The organism is Streptomyces sp. NPDC024698 (genome assembly GCF_055559015.1).
The window spans coordinates 56,375-76,028 of record NZ_JBVHLK010000012.1; the positions used below are offsets into that span (position 1 = coordinate 56,375).

Annotated in this window: 15 protein-coding genes; 8 read left to right on the top strand and 7 right to left on the bottom strand. The window is 68.1% G+C overall.

Features of this window, described 5'->3' with window-relative positions; translation table 11 throughout:
* Window positions 1-25 precede the first annotated feature (25 nt).
* Entirely contained in the window at window positions 26-3,580 is a 3,555-nt protein-coding gene (locus tag ACZ4AA_RS24825) for a LamG domain-containing protein (protein WP_467606765.1), read from the bottom strand.
* An 871-nt stretch (window positions 3,581-4,451) separates the two neighbouring features.
* On the opposite strand from ACZ4AA_RS24825, the gene ACZ4AA_RS24830 reads away from it, so the two are divergent.
* Window positions 4,452-6,158, top strand: a complete 1,707-nt coding sequence (locus ACZ4AA_RS24830; RefSeq protein ID WP_467606770.1) for an IS1182 family transposase — start codon at window positions 4,452-4,454, stop codon at window positions 6,156-6,158.
* A gap of 93 nt (window positions 6,159-6,251) precedes the next feature.
* On the opposite strand, the gene ACZ4AA_RS24835 is transcribed toward ACZ4AA_RS24830, so the two are convergent.
* The gene (locus ACZ4AA_RS24835) at window positions 6,252-7,166 is read right to left on the bottom strand and encodes a transposase (protein ID WP_467607264.1); all 915 of its coding nucleotides are present in this window, start codon (window positions 7,164-7,166) and stop codon (window positions 6,252-6,254) included.
* 74 nt (window positions 7,167-7,240) lie between these two features.
* Window positions 7,241-7,708 (bottom strand): hypothetical protein, encoded by a 468-nt coding sequence (locus ACZ4AA_RS24840; RefSeq protein WP_467606774.1) that lies wholly within the window; start codon window positions 7,706-7,708, stop codon window positions 7,241-7,243.
* 18 nt (window positions 7,709-7,726) lie between these two features.
* Here ACZ4AA_RS24840 and ACZ4AA_RS24845 point away from each other — a divergent pair, with 18 nt between their 5' ends.
* Complete coding sequence (locus tag ACZ4AA_RS24845) at window positions 7,727-7,867, top strand: hypothetical protein (RefSeq protein WP_467606779.1); 141 nt, start codon at window positions 7,727-7,729, stop codon at window positions 7,865-7,867.
* A gap of 31 nt (window positions 7,868-7,898) precedes the next feature.
* Here ACZ4AA_RS24845 and ACZ4AA_RS24850 read toward each other — a convergent pair.
* Window positions 7,899-8,695, bottom strand: a protein-coding gene (locus tag ACZ4AA_RS24850; protein WP_467607267.1) for an IS5 family transposase whose coding sequence is annotated in 2 segments (ribosomal slippage) — window positions 7,899-8,365 and window positions 8,365-8,695 — 798 coding nt in all. Because the reading frame shifts where the segments join, the coding sequence is not laid out codon by codon here.
* Window positions 8,696-9,145: 450 nt separating this feature from the next.
* On the opposite strand from ACZ4AA_RS24850, the gene ACZ4AA_RS24855 reads away from it, so the two are divergent.
* Window positions 9,146-10,069, top strand: coding sequence for a hypothetical protein (locus tag ACZ4AA_RS24855; RefSeq protein WP_467606784.1), 924 nt, complete (start codon window positions 9,146-9,148; stop codon window positions 10,067-10,069).
* A gap of 516 nt (window positions 10,070-10,585) precedes the next feature.
* On the opposite strand, the gene ACZ4AA_RS24860 is transcribed toward ACZ4AA_RS24855, so the two are convergent.
* A complete protein-coding gene (locus tag ACZ4AA_RS24860; protein WP_467606791.1) occupies window positions 10,586-11,824 on the bottom strand; it encodes a YVTN family beta-propeller repeat protein in 1,239 nt (412 codons plus the stop codon).
* Window positions 11,825-12,627: 803 nt separating this feature from the next.
* Here ACZ4AA_RS24860 and ACZ4AA_RS24865 point away from each other — a divergent pair.
* The gene (locus tag ACZ4AA_RS24865; protein WP_467606796.1) at window positions 12,628-13,266 is read left to right on the top strand and encodes a hypothetical protein; all 639 of its coding nucleotides are present in this window, start codon (window positions 12,628-12,630) and stop codon (window positions 13,264-13,266) included.
* Between the two features lie 348 nt (window positions 13,267-13,614).
* Here the strand turns inward: ACZ4AA_RS24865 and ACZ4AA_RS24870 are convergent, their stop codons facing one another.
* Window positions 13,615-14,343 carry a TetR/AcrR family transcriptional regulator gene (locus ACZ4AA_RS24870; protein WP_467606800.1) on the bottom strand — a complete coding sequence of 243 codons (729 nt, stop codon included), beginning with the start codon at window positions 14,341-14,343 and terminating at the stop codon, window positions 13,615-13,617.
* A gap of 143 nt (window positions 14,344-14,486) precedes the next feature.
* On the opposite strand from ACZ4AA_RS24870, the gene ACZ4AA_RS24875 reads away from it, so the two are divergent.
* The 3 genes from ACZ4AA_RS24875 to ACZ4AA_RS24885 all read left to right on the top strand — a co-directional run bounded on the left by ACZ4AA_RS24875 (window position 14,487) and on the right by ACZ4AA_RS24885 (window position 16,729).
* On the top strand, window positions 14,487-15,440 hold the full coding sequence (locus ACZ4AA_RS24875; RefSeq protein WP_467606804.1) for an NAD-dependent epimerase/dehydratase family protein: 954 nt from the start codon (window positions 14,487-14,489) through the stop codon (window positions 15,438-15,440).
* A gap of 44 nt (window positions 15,441-15,484) precedes the next feature.
* Entirely contained in the window at window positions 15,485-15,871 is a 387-nt protein-coding gene (locus ACZ4AA_RS24880) for a hypothetical protein (RefSeq protein ID WP_467606807.1), read from the top strand.
* A 222-nt stretch (window positions 15,872-16,093) separates the two neighbouring features.
* Window positions 16,094-16,729 carry a VOC family protein gene (locus ACZ4AA_RS24885; RefSeq protein ID WP_467606811.1) on the top strand — a complete coding sequence of 212 codons (636 nt, stop codon included), beginning with the start codon at window positions 16,094-16,096 and terminating at the stop codon, window positions 16,727-16,729.
* 517 nt (window positions 16,730-17,246) lie between these two features.
* On the opposite strand, the gene ACZ4AA_RS24890 is transcribed toward ACZ4AA_RS24885, so the two are convergent.
* Window positions 17,247-17,387: a hypothetical protein gene (locus ACZ4AA_RS24890; protein ID WP_467606816.1), complete on the bottom strand. Its 141-nt coding sequence runs from the start codon at window positions 17,385-17,387 to the stop codon at window positions 17,247-17,249.
* A 130-nt stretch (window positions 17,388-17,517) separates the two neighbouring features.
* On the opposite strand from ACZ4AA_RS24890, the gene ACZ4AA_RS24895 reads away from it, so the two are divergent.
* Window positions 17,518-19,317 (top strand): S8 family peptidase, encoded by a 1,800-nt coding sequence (locus ACZ4AA_RS24895; protein ID WP_467606820.1) that lies wholly within the window; start codon window positions 17,518-17,520, stop codon window positions 19,315-19,317.
* Window positions 19,318-19,654: the final 337 nt, after the last annotated feature.

Here is a 19,654-nt window from a genome sequence, read left to right on the forward strand (position 1 = left end):
AGGCCCGCCATGTCCCGCCCCGCTCTTACCGCTGTTCGGCGTTGCGCCGGTTGGCGATCGTGTCGGTGGAGGTGGCTCCGGCCCAGACGCGAACGCTGTCAATCGTTCCGGGGAAGTAGCGTGCGGCAGCGCCGTTGATCTTTGCCCGGCCGACCTCGAACGCTCCGCCGCCCTGCCAGGGGGCTGAGTACGGAACGCCGTCCTCGTCGCCCATCAAGGCGCTGTCGACGTAGAGCTTGAGCGCGCCAAGCCTGGAGGTGTCATCCGGGTCAGCTGCTGCCTGGGCGTCATAGACGACTGTCAGCATGACGGGGACGCCCAGCTTGGCCGTGGTGAGCGCGGTGGACTCGCTCTGGGTCCAGATCGCTCCGGTGCCGTCCTTGTCGGGGCGGCCGAACTTCCATCGTCCCTGGGTGCTGCCGGCTGGCTGCTCGTACCAGACACCCCAGGCGGACTGGCTTGTGCCCGACTGGCCGAAGACCTGCACGGCGTACGACTTACTGGTGTCTGCGAGCTTGGCGGGGTCCAGCGTCACCCAGGCGGTCGCGGTGAACGAACCGGAGTCGTCAACGACCGGACCGGTGGCTGTGGCGTAGGCGCTGGTGCCGTTCAGAGTCATCGCCTGCGTGGTCGTGACCTCTTCGCCGATATCAGGGTCGCCGGTGGTGAACTGGGTGAGCGCAGCTCCGTTGAGGGTCAGGTTGCGGCTGAAGCCGCTGGTGTCTGTGATCGTGGTGCCGGTCGCATTGGCCATGTCCGTGGCGTCCCACTTGGCGATGAGCGCCGGAACCGGGTCGCCGGCGGTGCCGTCGCTGAGGTCCTCGTCCTCCAGCCAGGCATCGTGGGTGACCTCGGTGTCGGCGAGCGCACGGGACCAGACCTTGACCTCGTCGATGGTTCCGGCAAAGTTCTCCTTGCCGGTCGCCGCGTGCCACAACCGACCGACCTGCAGACCTCCGGACGCTTTCCACGGGGTGGCGGTGAACGGCACCGGATTGCCCTGCTGGGCGCCGTTGACGTAGAGCTGGAGGGTCTGTGCCGCGGCGTCGTAGACGCCCGCCAGGTGAGTCCAGGCTTTCAGGACCGGGGGCTTGGTACCGATCGAGCGGGTGATCGCGGGATCGGCGACATCCGTCTGGTGGCGGTTGAAGATCCAGGCGTTGTATGTGCTGGAGTAGTAGAGCTGGAAGCCGGAGGCGTTCGTGCCCGCCTGCGACAGGACGGTGTAGTTGACGTCCTTCTTCTCCAGGCGTGCCCAGGCCGAGACGGTGAAGGACTTGGTGGTGTCGAGCACCGCGCCGGAGGTAGACAGGTAGGCGGTCGTGCCGTTGAGCTTCGCCGCGCCGGAGCCGCTGCGGGCCAGGGTGTCCCAGGTGGCCCCCGAGGAGGTCAGCGGGTGCTGGGTCGCGGTGGTGGCATCGGTGAGAGAGTTGTCCAGGTGCCAGATCCCCGAGGGGGCCTCGGCGCCCTTCACCAGGAAACTGTAGTAGCCGGTGAGCGAGCTGTGTGAGGCAGCGTCGTAGCCCCAGACCTGGATGGTGTTCTCGCCGGCCTGGTTCGGCGTGATCGATTGGGTGGTGGGCGCACCCTTAGCGACCGTGATCGGGGGCGAAATGGCGCCGCTGTTCAGCTTCCACTTGTAGCTGACCACGTCGGACTGGATGCCGGGCGTGGTGGGGTTGGTGTCCGCAGGGGTGAAAGTGAACTTGCCCGGGGTGCCGACCCCGCCTGCGGCCGGGTCGGTCTCGGCCGGCTTGTAGGTGCCGTCCTGACTGGTCACCACCGGAGGCGGCGGCGAGTCGGTATCGACCCGGAAGTAGCACCACGACGACCAGGAGGAGTCGAGCACGCCCGTGACGCCCCGGTCCGTCTTGTAGTACGCCTGCGTCTTGACCCGCATCCGGTAGTCCGTCTGCGGTGGCAGCGCGCTGGAGGATGCGGTGCGGGCGGCGTTGTCGGCTACCCAGGCACTGTCCGGCGAGGCCGCGTACCAGGTGCGGCTTGAGCCGTCGGCCTTCCACACCTCGAACAGTGCGCGCAGTTGAGCGTTGGAGCCGTCGGAGGACTGCACCGTGGCCAGCATCTTCGGCGTGGTGTCACTGGTGGCAAACGGCAGCGTGGAGGTATTGCAGGCGCGCCCGGTGGTGCCCTGCTGGACACCGTACGAAGTCGGCTTGCCCGGATAGGAAACGTAAGTCACCGACAGCATGGCATCGTTGCGGAACCGCGCCCAGGCCCCGGCGTCCGACTCGTCGTGCGCGGTCAGCGAGAAGGTGATCTGCGGCGCCTTGTCTGCGGCGTACGACGCGAGCGTCGTCGTCAGATTCTCGTTCGTCTCCTCGCCCACGTTGTCGCTGAAGCGCACCCAGTTCGCCGGCTGCGACGGGCTGCACAGGCTGCCCCGCCCGTAGGCGACGTTGCGGTCGCCCATCAGGTCCACGCCGGTGGGGCGGGACGACCACGTGGTGCTGGAGGAGATTCCTTTGTCCACACGGCTCAGGTCGTACCAGTGCGGATCACAGGAGAACGTCCACTCCTGATACACCTCCATCGTCGCGTCCAGGATCTTCTTGCCGTGGATCGACGAGAGCGGGTACTCGAAGTACATGCGCTGGGTGTACGGGCTGTTCGAGCAGAGGTAGCCAGCATAGTTGGAGCAGCGCCCCACGCCCTTGTCTCCGTCGAATTTCCAGTACTTGGTGCCGTTGGAGGCCAGAGCCGTCCAGTCGCCCAGAGTTATGCCCTTGGTCGGCGGATCGATGTAGAGAGGGAAGACGGTGTCCTCTCCGTGGAGTAGGGCTGGATCGGGCGTGATCTCGAGGGTGGTCCCATCGACCTTGAGCGGGAGGTCGGCTGCAGCGTCACCACTGCCGGGGCCCTCCAACGGGGTCGGCTCACCGCCGGCGGCGGGCAGTGGGGTCGTCTCCGTGGTCGGCTCGTCCCCAGCCTCCGCCGCTGCCGAAGAAGCAGTGCGGGCGAGTTGAGTGGTGACGTGGGCAGCGGAGGCGACGGCTGCCGAGGTGGTGTCACCGGCCGAGTCCCACATCCGCCCTGTCGGGCTCTCGAAGACCGGGGTGCCGTCGCTGTCGCGCGCGACGAACCCGCCGTCAGCTGTCGGGGCGATGTCCACGCCGTGGCCTGACACCGTCATCTTGATCGTCGCGAGCGCCGGGTCCTTTGCCGCCTCAGCGGTCTTGACCACGAGTACTGAGGTGTAGCCGGAGCTGAGCGCGGTCAGTTTCAGGTCCACGTCCGGAAGGACTTCGGCGTAGGTGGCGGTGTCGCCGTCGAGCTGGGGCTTGGGGAGTGCGGTAGGCCAGCCCAGTTCCAGCGAGTGCCCTTTGTCCTTCAGCGCGACCAGAGCGTTGCCGGTGCCGCCACCCGAGAAGGTGAGGCCGGCGGTGGTGTTCTTCGCCTGTACAGCGCCTCCGGCTTCGTGCACAAGGGTAGTGTCGATAGGGCCCCAAGTGCCGTCGTCCTTGCGGGCGCGGACCGGAGCTGCGTTCATCTCCTGCGTGAAGGTGCCGTCCGGATTGGCGAAGACCTGGGAGGACTCGGTGGTCGCCGCGTCCACGGCCACCCGCTCACCGGTCGTGGCCGCACGAGCACTTGCCTCTGACTCCAGAGTCCTGTCAGCCGTAGTCGTGGCCGCCCTGCCATCGGTGAGCACCGAAGCCGCCCCAGCCTCGGCCACCGGGACGGCACACGCTAGAAGCGTGACGGCTATCGACCCACTCCACATCGCTTGACGCCAGCGGTGCCGACGTTCTCGTGAAAGCACACCCCACCCGTTTTCTTAATTCTTCTTAACAAGATTGCGGGGAGCATGTGGTGGATGATCATTTAGGTCAACGGTGTCACACATCACACTGGCTGGAATCCACCTCCACGAGGTGCTCGAGTGGGCTGATGAACCTTCACGGAGCCGCCGCAAACGGACGGCCCCGCGCCCCTCCTCCGCGCAGCAGCATCTTCCTTCGTATCAACTGACGGTCGGGGATGGCAATCCATCCAGATCAGACTCGAGTTGTACGCAGACGACGCACCCGCTCGCATGATCGATTGGCTGAAATCGAGCTATGCCCATGTTGCCCCACTGGCTGAGAAGCCCGCCCCCGGCTGCTCCTAGCTGCTGTCGTCTTACGGTTGGCGTCAACCTTGTCTGGATCAATGAGCCGGTGCAGGGGTTCCTTCGCTTCGGGATCGGTCTTGCCGGGCCACGAGGGGAAGGTGCGCTTGGGTCGGTTCAGGGCTCAAGAATCATCCGACTGATTGACGGTTGAGAACAGGCGTCTCGGACTGACTGGAAGGGCAGGTGTCCCTGCAGGACGTCGTGTGCCTCTCCCTTAGCTTGACTCTGTCGGGGATCTTGGAGTTTCCCGGTACGGCAGCGTGATCAACGGGCATGCTCGGGGCTGTTCCAAAGGTCCTTGCGATTGTCGAGGTGCTCGTTGTCCCTCCGTCCCCGTTCCGGTGAGCAAGTCCCGTCTCTGACCGCGCAGATCGCGCGGGCGAGCAATCCGGACGGCACGACGGCGATATGGGTGCGCGACCGGCTCGACGGGCTGTGGTGCGACGAGGACTTCGCCGACTGGTACCCGCGCGACGGGCGTCCGGGTCTCTCGCCCGCCCAGCTGGCCACCGTCTGTGTGCTGCAGTTCGTGCTCGGCCTGTCGGACCGGCAGGCCGCCGAGGCGGTTCGCTGCCGCATCGACTTCAAGTACGCGCTGGCCATGGAACTGGACGACCCAGGCTTCCATCACAGCGTGCTGGCCGACTTCCGCGACCGTCTCGCCGAAGAGGGCCGTGCCGACCACCTGCTCGACTTGGCGCTGGCCCGCCTCAAGGAGGCCGGCCTGGTGCGCGAACGCACCACGCAGCGCACCGACTCCACCCATGTCCTGGCCGCGGTACGGGATCTCACCCGAATGGAGCTGGTCACCGAGGCGGTCCGCGCTGCACTGGAAGAAGTCGCTGGTATCTCTCCTCACCTGCTGGACGATCTGGTCGATGAGGACTGGGGACGCCGCTACGGTCGACCGGTCCGTCTGGGCAAGAACCCCACCAAACCCAAGACCAGGATCCTCGCCACCGGAAACGACGCCGTCCGGCTCCTGGAGCACCTCTACCGTCACGGAGTGGACCGCGCGCCCGGCCCGCGTGTCCAGGCCCTGCGCCAGATCATGGTGCAGAACTACCACCGCGACGCCGCAGGACACCTGCGCTGGCGCACTGCCGAGACGGAAGGCGGACCCGGACTGCCGCCCTCGTCCCGGGCGATCGTCTCTCCCTACGACACCTCGGCCCGCTACGCCCGTCACGGGCACATCACCAGCTGGAAGGGGTTCTCGGCCCATTTGATCGAGACCTGTGCTCCTGACGGCCCCAACGTGATCACGGACGTGGCCACCACCGCGGCCACCACCCACGACAGCCAGGTCCTGCCCGGCATCCACATCCGACTGCGGCACCGCGGCTTACTGCCCGCCGAGCACCTGGTCGACGCCGGCTACACCTCCCTGCCCCACCTGGAACAAGCCGCACGTGAGCACCAGGTCACCGTCTCCGGGCCACTGCGCAGCAACCCCACCCGCCAATACCGCAAGAACGAAGGCTTCGGCCGGGACGACTTCCACATCGACTTCGACCGCCGCCAGGTCACCTGCCCCCAGGGCCAGATCAGCGCAGGCTGGCACGGCCCCTACCCGACCTCCTCGCCCACCGCCGCCCCGCTGATCGTGGCCCGGTTCACCAAGAGCCAGTGCCGCCCCTGCCCTGCCCGCACCCGCTGCACCACCACCGCCGACAGCGCCCGGACCGTGGGCTTTCCCCCGCGAGAACTTCGCGACCTGCAACTCCGCGTCCGCGCCGAGCAGCAGACACCCGAGTGGAAGACCCGCTACGCGGTGCGCTCCGGGGTGGAGGGAACCGTCAACGAGTTCGCCCACGGCCACGGCATGCGCCGTTGCCGCTACCGAGGACAGGGAAAGGCCCACATCCAGCACGTCCTGACGGCCATCGCCGTGAACATCGAGCGCCTCAGCGGACTGACACCGACCGAGGAAGCACCCACACCCCGCCAGCCGACCGCCTTCCAGAACTACCTCGACCAGCACGAACTACCCCGGCCGAAGTCCTGGCGAACCCTAGGCACCTGACCTCGGCAACTCCAAGATCCCCGACAGAGTCAAGTTATTACGAGTTGGTGCGTGATAGCGGGTGAGGCGTGTTTCTCCCGGTGACGGCCGTTTTCAGGCTGCAGTAACTCGGTCGGAGACGAGGCCGGCAATGGCCTGGTAGGTGGCGGGCAGGCGGTCGCGTCGGTGAGTCCAGCGGGTCAGTTGTTTCCAGCGTTTGTGATCAGCGAGGGCATGCTCGACGGTGATGCGTTTCGAGGAGTGCCGGTGGCGGGCTCGCTGACGGGCTTCAAGAACCTCGGGCGGGCTGATCTTGTTGCCCTTCCTCGGCGGGGTGACGGCTTGGCCGGGGTGATCGCGGCGGAGCCCGAGATAGCCGTCGTCCAGAAGTACCTCGACCTCGGGAAAGTGCTGGAAGCAGATCCCGATCCCTTCGTTGCGTGCGGCGGTCGCATCATGCATCCGACCAGGTCGCAGAGCATCAGTCCATAGGGTGCGACCACGGTGGTCGGCAATGACGGTGGCCTTCATGGTGTTCAGTTTCTTCTTGCCGGAGACGAACGCCCGCCGTCCGCCGCGGCTAGCTGGCGGCCGGCGGACCTGGATCTCGGTGGCGTCCAGACGTAACTCGATGCCCTCGGCCTGGGCATAGGCGAAGACATCCGGCAATGTCCGAAGACGCAGGCCAGGACGGTCGGGGACCGCGCAACCCCGCTCGGCAAGAAGGACGCGTATCTCACCGATCGCGCGGGTGATGGTGGAGCGGTCCACGCCGTAGAGAAGTCCGAGGACGGCATGCGGCAGATCGTGTCGCAGATGAATGAGAGTCGCCGTCAATCGGTCGATGAATACCAGCTGATGTCGGGCGCCGGCACCAGCCGCCCGCCGTCGGGAATCACCACGTGCCGCGTGACGGCGACCTTCGACGCCGGCCTGCCACTGCCCGGCCAACTCCTCGACCAGACAAACCAGATGACGCCGCGAGAGCCCGGTGAACACCCGATGCGCGAGAACCGACCGCTTGACCATGATCGCCACATCCGGATCATGCCACCAGCCAGCAACGACACTTCACCCGCTATCACGCACCAACTCGTAAGAGGTCATCTCGATTGGGATTCCACTTCCTGTCGGCGACGCTCGGCGTGAGTGCACATCCGAGGCTCGCGCCCCTCGACATACGATGCCGACATGCACGCAGATGGCACGCAGGCGCCCAGGCCCTCCTGATCAACGGCACCGTCGGTGTAGGCAAGACCACCGTTGCCGAGGCAGTGGGCGACCTTCTCGCCGACGCCGGGCTTCCTCATGCCGTACTCGACCTTGACTGGCTGAGACGGTCGTAGCCCGGTCCTTCCGGTGACCGTTTCAACTTCGAGATGCTTCTGCGGAACTTGCAGAGCATCGCCGGTAACTACCTCGAGGCAGGAGCGACGCGCCTCGTACTCGCAGGCGTGGTCGAGCACCGAAACGAGCGGAAGCGGCTGGCCGATGCCGTAGGTGTTGATCTCACTGTGTGCTGGCTGCGGGCCGAGCTGCCGGTCATCCACCAACGTCTGACCCACCGCCACGACAGCGAGCCTGAAGCATTGCAGTGGCACCTGGACCGGTCCGCTCAACTGGACGGAATCCTCAGCCGAGCCGCGGTCGACGACTTCACCATCGATACCACCACACGCTCCGTCCTCGACGCCGCCGCATCCGTGATCAGGGCAGCCAACTGGCAGTGACCACCGGACTACTGGGCCGCTCCACCGCTGGTCAGGTCACCAGCCTGCGGTAACAAATCAAGGTGGCGGTGATGCCGGCGAAGGCGAGGAAGTGTTCGGCCTTGCGCTCGTAGAGGCGGTGCAGACGGCGGCACCCGGCAAGCCAGGCCACCGTCCTCTCTAGGGTCCAGCGGAAACGGCCCAGCCGCTGGGAGGACTCGACGCCTCTGCGGGCGATGCGCGGGGTGATGTTCCGGGATCGCAGCCACCGGCGCAGGTGGTTGTAGTCATACCCCTTGTCGCCATGCAGCTTGGCGGGCCGCCGGCGCCGCGGTCCGCGGCGGCAGCGGATGGGCGGGATACCGCGCACGAGGGGTTCGAGCCCCTGGCTGTCGTGGGTGTTCGCAGCAGATATCCCGATCGAGAGGGGCAGACCGGACCGCTCGGTGATCAAGTGGATCTTTGATCCTTTCTTGCCGCGATCTACGGGATTCGGACCCGTCAAATCCCCCCTTTCACGGCGCGCATGTTCACTGAGTCGATCGCGCACCGCGACCAGTCCAGGGCGCCACTCGCCCCGAGCTCGTCCAGGACCAGGCGGTGGAGCTTGCCCCACACCCGGGCCCGGCTCCACTCGGTGAACCGCCGGTGCGCGGTTGGCCCGGACGGGCCGAAGCCCGCCGGCAGTTGCCGCCATGTACAGCCGGTCGTGGCTACGAACAGGATCGCCGCCAGCATCTGCCGGTCTCCATACCGGCGTCGGCCACCGCCCTGTGGACGCACCGGCGCAGCCGGGACCACCCGTTGGAACAACTTCCACAGCTCGTCCGGCACCAGCCGTTCCACCATCGCCGTCACGGCTGCCAGCCTAATGATCAAGCCAGTTGAGACGACCTCTTAATCGCGCTGCCAGGCGAATTCACAGATCCAGGGCAACCACAGACGCACCACGCGCAGAACGGTCCTCCCGGTACGGCCCACCCCGAATCGGCGCATCCCGGCCCACCCTCGAATCGCCGGGCATTGAACCCTGTTCCTCCCCATGACCGTTGTCCCTCTTCGAAGGCGCTCGGCAGGCGCACTCGATGAAAGCAGGAGACACGTATGGCAACACCCGCTGACACCACGAACGAGATCTCGTACGCCTCCGACGACGAGGCGGAGCGCAGCGCCCTTCGATAAGGCAGGAGGTCCACGTCACCGTCGCCGGAGCAGAACGTCAACCAGGGCGGGCACGGCGGCATCACACCGCTCGGACCGAACGGCGAGATTCTGCAGAAGGGAGCCCCGCAGGGCTCCGTGGAGAGCGAGTTCTACGAACGGGTGCGCGCCGCCGCGTACCCGCACTTCACGCCGGTCGTCCCGGCGTCGTACACGGCGGACGAGGTTCGCCACCGGCTGGGTGCCAGTCTGTCCTCGGCGCAGCTCGACGGCCTCGACGACCGCCAGAACATCTACATCGAGAACATCACCTCGGGCCTGGCCGACTCGAAGACCCTCGACACCAAGATCGGGAAGTCGACTACGAGCTACCGCGAGAACCTCGAACAGCACGACAAAGGCAGGTGGGCGGCGGGGACCAAGGCCCTGAAGTTCGCCATCGGCGTAGACCCGGCCACCGGCTCGACGTTCCGCGGCTGGCGTGCGGTCGGCGGCACCGACGCGGGCGAGAGCCGACTGATTGCCGGCATCCAGTCGCAGAGCATCCTGAGCAAGTTCTCGGAGGATCCGGCGGTCTGGGACCAGCTGATCACCAAGATGCAGGACATCAGGACCGCGGCGCACAACTCCGACATCGGCTTCATCGCCTCCAGCGTGTTCTCGGTCACCGGCACGAGGGAGGGCGAGCAGGTGGTGGACGCCAAGCTCATCGACTTCGCCCATGTCATCGACGCGGCGCAGCCGTTCAGGCAGTCCCCCAGTGTCAGCCCCGACGGGAGCCCGCGGCTCGGCCCCGCAGAGCTCGAACCGGACGCCCGGCTGGCCAACCGCACCGATCTGACCAATCTCAAGAACAAGTACCGGGGACAGTTCATCGCGGGTATGGATGACCTGATTGGGGACGCCACACGGGTCCGCGGGGAGAAGGCCCAGTCCCAAGTGGCGCGCTTCGCGGCGATGAGCCCCGCATCGGGTGTTGCCCAGCAGTCGACCAGCACGGCGTCCCAGGGCAAGCCGTACGTCCCGCCGAAGAACACCCAGGGCTCCGTCCGCGGCCGCTGACGGCCCGGGACCCAGGAGGTCGCGCAGCCACCACCTTCCGTCGGCGTCGCGGAAGATGACGGCTGCGTGCCGCGACCAGGCATCGGGCTTCGGAGTGGCGCTCCTTGTCCTGGGCACGTCTCAGGATGACGGCGCCGACCCACAGCGCGCCCGCGCTAGAACGAACCCCGCGAGCACGTCGGTCCCGAACTGCTCCAGTTCCTCCAGCTCGAAGAACACCCCAAGGAGACAGAACACCCTGGCCACGTAGACAGGGACTCAGCAGGGCTCAGGGGAACTCGCGGGATGTCGCACACTCATGGGCAAGCGGCCTCGGCTGGCTGGCCTGTAGGCCGAGGTCGAGCAGGTGCGAGGCGCGGAGCAGCGCTGTCTGGCGCATGCAACCGACCTGTGCAGGAGGCCCATACCCGGGGCGATGCCGGCCTTAGGACCAGCGCGCCCCTATGCGACTGTGAAAGGCACACTGTGCCCCGGCGTCGGTGGTCCGAGGGTGGGCGGCCGGCGCCGGGGCGTTCGTCATGCCGGTGTGCAGTTACCGGGGGCCGGGACGGTGGCCGTGGTTGGCCGCTCGTGGCCTGACTTTCCGTGACCTGGCTTGCCGTGGTCGGGCTTCCCGTGGCCTGGGCAGGGCACGACCCCGATCGCCACCCCGAACGGGAGGTCGCCGACGGGGATGGTGGCCACGACGGTGTTGGTGGCGGTGTTGATCACGGACACCGTGTCGGCGTTGGCGTTGGTGACGTAGGCGCGGGTCCCGTTCGGCGACACCGCCACCTCTCGGGGCGCATCGCCGACGGGGATGGTGGCGACGACCGTGTTCGTCGCCGTTCTGATCACGGACACCGTGTCGGCGTCGGCGTTGATGACGTAGGCGCGGGTGCCGTTCGGCGACACCGCCACGCCCTGGGGCGCATCGCCGACGGGGATGGTGGCGACGACCGTGTTCGTCGCCGTTCTGATCACGGACACCGTGTCGGCGCTGAAATTGGTGACGTAGGCGCGGGTCCCGTTCGGCGACACCGCCACCCCGAACGGGAAGGCGCCGACGGGGATGGTGGCCACGACCGTGTTCGTGTTCGTCTTGATCACGGACACCGTGTTCGCGCCGGAATTGGTGACGTAGGCGCGGGTCCCGTTCGGCGACACCGCCACCCCGATGGGAGCGTCACCGACAGGGATGGTGGCGACGACCGTGTTCGTCGCCGTTCTGATCACGGACACCGTGTCGGCGCTGAAATTGGTGACGTAGGCGCGGGTGCCGTCCGGCGACACCGCCACCCCCAGGGGCTCAAGGCCGACGGGGACGGTGGCGACGACCGTGTCGGTCGCGGTGTTGATCACGGACACCGTGTCATCAGCGCGGTTGGTCACGTAGGCGCGGGTGCCGTTCGGCGACACCGCCACTTCCCACGGCGCAGCGCCGACGGGAACCGTGACCGCCACCGTGTTCGTCGCTCTGTTGATCACCGACACCGTGTTGGCGTTGAAGTTGGTGACGTAGGCGTAGGTGCCGGGCGGCACGGCCTGGGCGGGCTGCGGGGCCATCATGGGCAGGGCCAGGCCGGCCACTACGACGAGACCTGCCCCCAGCGCCCGCAACAACCCATCCCACCACGAGCGACGCACTCGAAGATCAGGCGGCGCCGACGACGGGAGGGTCTCCTGCACGCCCACCCCCCTCACGGTTTGACAGATAGTCACAGCAATCCTCTCGACCAGACTGACAGAATGTGACGCATTATGACAGTCCGTCACATTCGGTACGGCGGAGACGCGCGACCGCCCTGACCATGGGCCATGGCAGTCGCCTGGACGTTCGTACGCCCCACCGACGCCGCACCCGGTCGGATACCGCGACCGAACCGGAGGAGCCTGGGCACAGAGGCGGGCGACTGGACCCAGGCACGGTGAGCACGACCGGCCGGAAGAGGCACCCTCCGCCGACAAACACTCGGCAGAAGAATCGCTCAGGAATTCGTTGATCCGGCGCAGGGCGGCACGCCCACAAGTACGGCAACGGCGGCCTGCCGCTGTGCCAGTGGTGCATGCGCCCCGCCCGCGAGAACTGGGGCTCCACCGTCCGCTTCCCCAGCACCCGCCCGTAAAGCTCCCTCTGCGGCACAGTCGGCAGACGAGGCGCACCGTCCGGCGCAGGCGAGCACGCCGCCGCTGCGGGCGAACGGGCCCTGGGAGCTCGACGGCCCCCTGCACGAGTAACAGCACGTGCACAGGAACACGCAGGCGAGGAGGAGTGCAGCGCGCACAGTTCGTCGATCCTCGGGGCGTGCGCGACGAAGGCGGTGCGCCCGATCAGACGGACGATCGCCCACAGCGCCGACGCTCCGCCGGTGCTTGCGGCGCCCGCCGACCCACGCCTATCCGCCCTTTGCCTGCTTCCTCCGCGCTCACCCTCACCCCCACTTCGACGAAACCGTCGGCCTGGTGGTGCACGCGGTCCAACGTATGGATTGTTCAACGATCCTTCAATAGAGTGGTTCAGCATCCCATCGTCTGCTTCGGACGCGGAAGATCGGCAACCAACCGGAGGGCTGTAGGAGATGAGCCGGCATCAGTTCGAACAGGTCGACGACCACGGGCGGATCCTGTTCAGCGACGATCCCGCGCTGCGGCTCGAGCGCGTGCTGATGGTTCTGGACACCGCGGAAGGTACGGTCACCCTCGATCACATGCAGACACGTCACATGCCCACTGCCCTCTTCGAGTTCCGTCGCGCCGTGGGCGTGGGCGACTTCGGGTTCGTCATGCCGAGGGGAGCCTCGCTCGACGACATGCCCGAGGAACCGCAGATCGAAGGCGCCATCCTGTTCGGCATGAGGCGCCTGCCGCCCGAGTTCTCCGACCTGTGCTTGATCCCTGGATGGGAGCTGCACGAGATACCCGATGAACAGCCAAAACTGGATCGGCGCCTCGGGTACACCTACTCCCGGCTGGAACTGCGGACGCCCGACGGTGAGATCTACTCCCGGACCTGGGTCGCGCAGGACCCCGAGTGGGCGGCCGCCGCCCTGCGTCACGGCTACGTCGTGTGCCTGTGCGGCGTGGAACTGGGGATCCGCGCACCGTATGCGATGACCGAGGCGCAGCACACCACGAGCATGCGCTACGAGGCCTTCCGCCGCGGATGCGCGGTGGGGCTGACAGTGGGCGGATTCGTCGCCTACGTCGACCACCGCTGACGCGCCACACCGAGCCGGCATGCATCGAGTACGAACCGGGCCGCGACGCGGTGTCCGAGCGGGCCCGCGGACGATGTGAGGTCGACGTGCTGAAATCCGGCTGTGAGACCGTGCGGGCTCGGCTGCTACGAGTGCGCTCTGACGCATCGAGCGGGCCGCCTCCTCAAGCACATCGCCTGCCCGCACTCCCAGCACAGTGCGGTGCGCAGTCGTCGCCGGCAGATGACAGCGCAGCCGAGCTTCGCTTTGACGACGCGCGGCATATGCACCGCCGCCCGCCCTGGCTCGCCGCCTGCCTGTCTCCACGGAGCGACAGCGACGGTTCCGGCGAGCAGAATTGACGTCCCGTCAGGTGGCGAGGCCGAGGGCCGCGCCGAGGCGGCGTGCCTCGTGGTCGAAGAAGGCATGGGGGTCGGCGACAATCGCGCTGCGATGGCCGAAGAGCTCGAAGGAGATGGCGCCGAAGAGGTAGGTCCAGGCCATCAGACTGCCCATGACCCGGTCGGCCGGGGTGTCCGGCGGGAGTCCGGCGAGCAGCGGCGCCAGTGACTGGCGAGCGTCGTCGGGCATCGTGGGCCGGGTGTCGCCGGGGCGGTGGCCGTCCTGACCGGGAGGGTCGGTGAAGAGGGTGCCGATCAGGTAGGGGACCCGGGTGGCCTGCGCCACGGTGTCCTGGGGGGCGGCGTAGCCGGGCACCGGCGAGCCGTAGATCAGCGCGTACTCGTGCGGATGCGCCAGCGCCCATTCACGCACCGCGTGGCAGACGCCGACCCAGTGCTCCAACGAGTCCGTCGGCTCGCCGTCCGCCCCGTCCAGCGCGGCGTAGGCGGCCTCTGCCGCGGCTCCCAAGGATGTGTAGGCGTCCAGGATGAGCGCGGTGAGCAGGGCGTCGCGGCCCGGGAAGTAGCGGTAGAGCGCGGATGGGGAGGCCAGGCCGAGTTCCCTGGCGACGGCGCGCAGTGAGAGCGCGGCGGCGCCGCTCTCGGCGAGCTGTCTGCGGGCCACCGTCTTGATCTCCGCGGTGAACTCGATCCGGGCCCGTTCCCGTGCGGTGAGGGGCTTCTGCGGGGAGGACATGGGTCCATCCTGGCACGGGACGGCGAAAGCGAGAACACTGAACGCAAACGAGAACACCGTTCTTGACAATCCTCCGGCGCTGCGCCAGTCTCTCGGTGTCGGCCAAAGCGAGAACACTGTTCTCTCGCGCTTCGGAGGAAACCGTGAGCAAGCACCTGATCGTCGGCATGGGTCCCATCGGCTCGGCCACCGCGCGGCTGCTCGCCGCCCGCGGCGAGGAGGTCGTCCTGGTCAGCCGCTCCGGCGCCGCGCCCGCCACAGCCGGCCTCGCCGACCTGCCGGGCGTACGGTCCGTGCGGCTGGACGCCACCGACGCCGTCGCGCTCGGCGAGCTGGCCACCGGGGCGGCGGTGCTCTACAACTGCGCCAACCCTGCCTACCACCGCTGGGCCATGGACTGGCCCCCGCTCGCCGCCGCCCTGCTCGCCGCCGCCGAGCGCTCCGGCGCCGTCCTGGCCACGGTGAGCAACCTCTACGGCTACGGCGCGGTCGCCACCCCGATGACCGAGGACACCCCGCTCGACCCCAACTCCGCGAAGGGCCGGGTACGTGCCCGGATGTGGGAGGACGCGCTCGCCCTGCACCGGGCCGGACGCGTCAGGGCCACCGAGATCCGCGGCTCCGACTACATCGGCCCGCATGCCGAGAGCCCTCTCGGGGCCCGGGTCGTACCGCGGCTGCTGGCCGGCCGCGGAGTCCAGGTGCTGCGCAGCGCCGACACCGCCCACAGCTGGACCTACACCGAGGACGCCGCCCGACTGCTGGTCACCGTCGGCGGCGAGGAACGGGCCTGGGGCAGGCCCTGGCACGTCCCCAGCAACCCGCCCCGCACCCAGCGCGAGGCCGTCGCCGACCTCGCGCTGGGTGCGGGGGTCGCGCCGGTCCGGGTCAGCGAGATCCCGGCCGCCATGCTGGCCGCGTTGGGCCTGGTCAACCCGACCGTGCGGGCCCTGCGCGAGGTCGCCTACCAGCTCGAACGGCCCTTCGTGATGGACTCGGGCGCGGCCACCGCCGCCTTCGGCCTCAAGCCCACCCCCTGGACCGAGATACTCAGCACCACCGCGGACTCCTACCGAACCCCGGCCGACCACCGCTAAAAGGCCGGCTGCGCATCGGCCGTGATGATCCCTACAGTTGCCCCATGGCATCTGATGACTCGTCTGACCTGCCCAAGGTGATCCGGGAACTGATGTGGGTGGTCCGTCCGGCAGACACGCACCTCTCGAAGTCGAGCGCTCCTGGAGGGAGCAGTGCTCTCGCGCGCGACGATGACAACGCGCTCGACACACATGCCGTGCTCTACCCGGCTGACAATGTGGTCAGGCAGGCCGTAGCCATAGGCGTAGGTGTTGGCGTCGTCGCGGGGATCGCGCTGAGCGCTGCTGTCGTGAAAGCCGCACCGCACGTCAAGAGCAGGGTCGAGAGTTTCAAGGCGAAGCGGAACCGTAAGGCGGAGGACGCCGCCGAGGCCGCTGCTCAAGAGGCCGGGCTGAAACAGGCCGTCGACATCAAGTGGGAAAGGAAGTAGCGCACGGTGTGACGTCAGTTGTTTATCCCCTACCCCGCAGTAGCTGATCGAGCGGGTCGTAGGCCTCGACTCGGTGGCAGCGCTGCTGCCTGGCTTCGACCGCGCCTCCCCCCGCCGAGATGACGATGATCGATCCGCTCCACGGCTGAATCCACGGCGGACGCGGCCGGGGCACCGGGCGTGGCGTCGGGTTTGTGCGGGTTGTCGGGTGATGATGGCGCAGTGCGACTTGATCACGTGTCCTATGCGGTGGCCCGCGACAGCTTCGTCTCCACCGTCCAGTGGATTGGATCGGCCCTCGGCGCCGGGTTCGTCGACGGGGGCGTGCACCCGCGATTCGGCACCCGCAATTTCATTCTGCCGCTGAGCAGCGGCACCTACGTCGAGGTCGTCACCACCCTCGACCACCCCGCCGCCGACCGCGCGCCCTTCGGCCAGGCGGTCGCGCGCCGCGCCGCCGAGGGCGGCGGCTGGCTCGGTTGGGTGGTCTCCGTCGACGACATCACCCCGGTCGAGGCCCGCCTCGGCCGCACCTCGGCCGAGGGCCACCGTGTCCGCCCCGACGGGTTCGACCTGAGGTGGAAGCAGATCGGCCTGCTGGAACTGCTGGAGGACCCGCAGCTGCCCTACTTCCTTCAGTGGTTGGTCCCCATTGAGGAGCGCCCGAGCGCCGACCCGCGCACCTCCACCACCATCCACGGGGTCTCCATCGCGGGCGACGCCGCCTCCATCGCCGAATTCCTCGGCGAACCGTCCGACCACCCCCTCGACCAGATCGACGTCGCCTGGGTCGAGGACGAGGAACCGGGCCTGGTCTCGGTCGAGTTCGCCACCGCCCACGGCCCGGTCACGATCTGACCAGGGCCCGACTGCCCCGCGGGAGCGGCCGGCCTATCGACACACACAGCACCGCGTCGGTCAGTTCAAATAGTTCATCGCCCGCGCGGTCAAACACTCGCAGTAGTCGGCCCGGCAGCATGACGCTTCCACGAACGCTTCCCGCCGGGAACAGCGATGCAGCACACTCAGGACAACGGCCTTCGGTTGATCCCGTGTCTCGTGACGGAGCCCAGGATCAAGCGAAGGCTGTTGCCATGTCTGGCGAATGACCAGGTGAACAGCCTGGTTCGAGGCGCATTTCGACACCGCAAGACAAGGAACAGGGCTGGTCAGGGGAAGGACCGGTCAGCCGCGCCCGCGCGCCAGCGCTGTCCCGTTCCTGCGATCAGCGGCAAAAGGGACAGTCCTCCGTCGCCGCCCGGAGTGACGGCCGTCGTGGTCGCCCCAGTACTTGCCGGGCTGCACCGCCCCCACACCGATCGCAGCACGGCCTGTCCGCCGGCGGACCCGTCACCGAACTGCGGGCGCACCTCGGTCAGCCACTGCGCAGCAGCCGGTCCAGCCCGTCGATGGCCGGCACCAGGTCGCCGGTGTACGCCGGGGCGCGGTCGACGTCGCCGAGTTCCCGGTGGATCCCGACCCCCCGATGCCCGGGAGTACGTCTCTTTTCAGTCATTCCCCTACAACAGCCCTGTACGGAAAGGTACTTCCGTACAGGAGCACGCGCCTGACATCTTGCATCCACCACTCGTTTCGTACGGCCCGTCGGTGCCCTCGGCACGGCCGGGACGTCTCCGGAGGACGCCTTGATACCCCACATATCCAGCCGGACCAGACGCACGCTGGCTCTGGCGGCCGCGCTTGGCGCCGCCTTCGCGTTCGGCACCCCGGGCGCCCGCGCGGGCACGCTCCCCGTCGGCCCCTCCCCCGTGCCGACCGCCAAGGCACACGCTCCGGCCGCCGTGCCGGCTTCTCAGAGTGCGGCCTGGGTGGCCGGCACGCGTGCCTACCTCGTGATCACCGCCCCCGGTGACAGTTCGGCGGTCCGCTCCGCGATCGCGGCCAACGGCGGCACCGTCTTCTCGAACTTCGACGCCATCGGCGTGATCGTCGCCCACTCGGCGTCCAGCGACTTCGCCGCCACCATACGCGGCGTCGCCGGCGTGCAGCAGGTCGGCGCCACGCGCACCTCGGACGTCCCGGCCGACGCCTACAACCCGGCGCTCCCCGCCAATCCGGCCCAGTCCTCGACCCCGGCCGGAGAACCGGTCCGGGCCGACATGAGCCAGATCAAGGCCGACCAGGCCTGGGCCGTGAACCCGGGCTCCGCCTCCGTCACCGTCGGCATCCTGGACACCGGTGTGGACGACCAGCACCAGGACCTGGCGCCCAACTTCGACGCGGCCGACTCGGTCTCCTGCGCCTACGGCAAGCCCGACACACGTGTCGGCGCCTGGCGGGACGTCGACACCCACGGCACCCACGTAGCGGGCACCATCGCCGCGGCGAAGAACGGCAAAGGTGTCGTCGGCGTGGCCCCCGGGGTGAAGATCGCCGCGGTCCGGGTCGCCGAGCCGGGCAACTCCTTCTTCTTCGCCGAGAACACCATCTGCGGCTTCGTCTGGGCCGGTGACCACGGCTTCAAGGTCACCAACAACAGCTACTACACGGACCCGTGGCAGTTCAACTGCCCGGACAACGTCGACCAGGCCGCCATCATCGAGGGCGTCAAGCGCGCCCAGGAGTACGCCGAGGGCAAGGGCTCCCTCCAGATCGCGGCCGCGGGCAACGAGAACTACGACCTCGCCCACAAGACGACCGACTCCGCGAGCCCGAACGACTCGACGCCGGCCACCCGCACGATCACCAACGCCTGCCTCGACATCCCGACCGAGCTGCCGGGCGTGGTCACGGTCGCGGCCAACGGCACGGGTGTCACCAAGGCCTCGTTCTCCAACTACGGGCAGGGCGTCATCGACGTCGCGGCGCCGGGCAGCAGCGTGTACTCCACCGTCCCCGGCGGCGGCTACGGCAGCAAGAGCGGTACCTCGATGGCCACCCCGCACGTGGTCGGCGTGGCGGCACTCATCGCCAGCGCCAACCCGGGCATCACCCCCGCGCAGATCCGCGCCAAGCTGGCCTCCCAGGCCAACGACATCGCCTGCCCCTCGGACAGCCGCTGCACAGGTACGACGGCCGACAATTCGTTCTTCGGCGAAGGACAAGTCGACGCCCTCAAGGCTGTCGGGACCACCCCGCCGCCCGGTAAGTACTTCGAGAACCTCGCGGACTTCGCCATCAACGACAACGCGACCGTGGAGAGCCCCATCGCCGTAACCGGCGTGACCGGGAACGCCCCGGCCACCCTCAAGGTCGGCGTGGACATCAAGCACACCTACATCGGTGACCTGAAGGTCGACCTGGTGGCGCCGGACGGCACCGTCTACACGCTGCACAACCACGCCGGCGGCAGCGCCGACAACATCGCCCAGACCTACACCGTGAACGCCTCCTCCGAGGTCGCGAACGGCACCTGGAAGCTGCGCGTCAACGACAACGCCGCCTCCGACACAGGCAAGATCGACGCCTGGAACCTGACCTTCTAGCGCAGGGCCCGGCAACACCCGCGTTCAACACGCACTGCGCCAGCGACAGCGCCTTGCCCGCGACAACGGGCAAGGCGCGTGGCTGTCATTTCGGCCCGGACTGCGAACCGCTGGGCGGCAGCGGGCATACGGGCCGCGGCAGCGGTGAACACCGCGGTCGGGGCCCATAGCCGGAGACGTCCAGGAAGGCCGCGAACGGCCTGGAGCCGGCGTCCAACTCACCGTGCCTCCCTGAGGAGCCGCGGGGGTCGTGTCCGCGCTGGCCGTACGGGCAGCGGGACGTCGTACGAGGTCTACGTCCACGCCGTCGAAGACGTCGGGCACGAGTCCTTCTTGG

Bases quoted from the DNA above. Each gene is read 5' to 3' on its own strand.
- ACZ4AA_RS24835 (WP_467607264.1), bottom strand. From the start codon at position 7,166: ATGGTCAAGCGGTCGGTTCTCGCGCATCGGGTGTTCACCGGGCTCTCG.
- ACZ4AA_RS24865 (WP_467606796.1), top strand. From the start codon at position 12,628: ATGAGCCGGCATCAGTTCGAACAGGTCGACGACCACGGGCGGATCCTG.
- ACZ4AA_RS24870 (WP_467606800.1), bottom strand. From the start codon at position 14,343: ATGTCCTCCCCGCAGAAGCCCCTCACCGCACGGGAACGGGCCCGGATC.
- ACZ4AA_RS24880 (WP_467606807.1), top strand. From the start codon at position 15,485: ATGGCATCTGATGACTCGTCTGACCTGCCCAAGGTGATCCGGGAACTG.
- ACZ4AA_RS24890 (WP_467606816.1), bottom strand. From the start codon at position 17,387: ATGACTGAAAAGAGACGTACTCCCGGGCATCGGGGGGTCGGGATCCAC.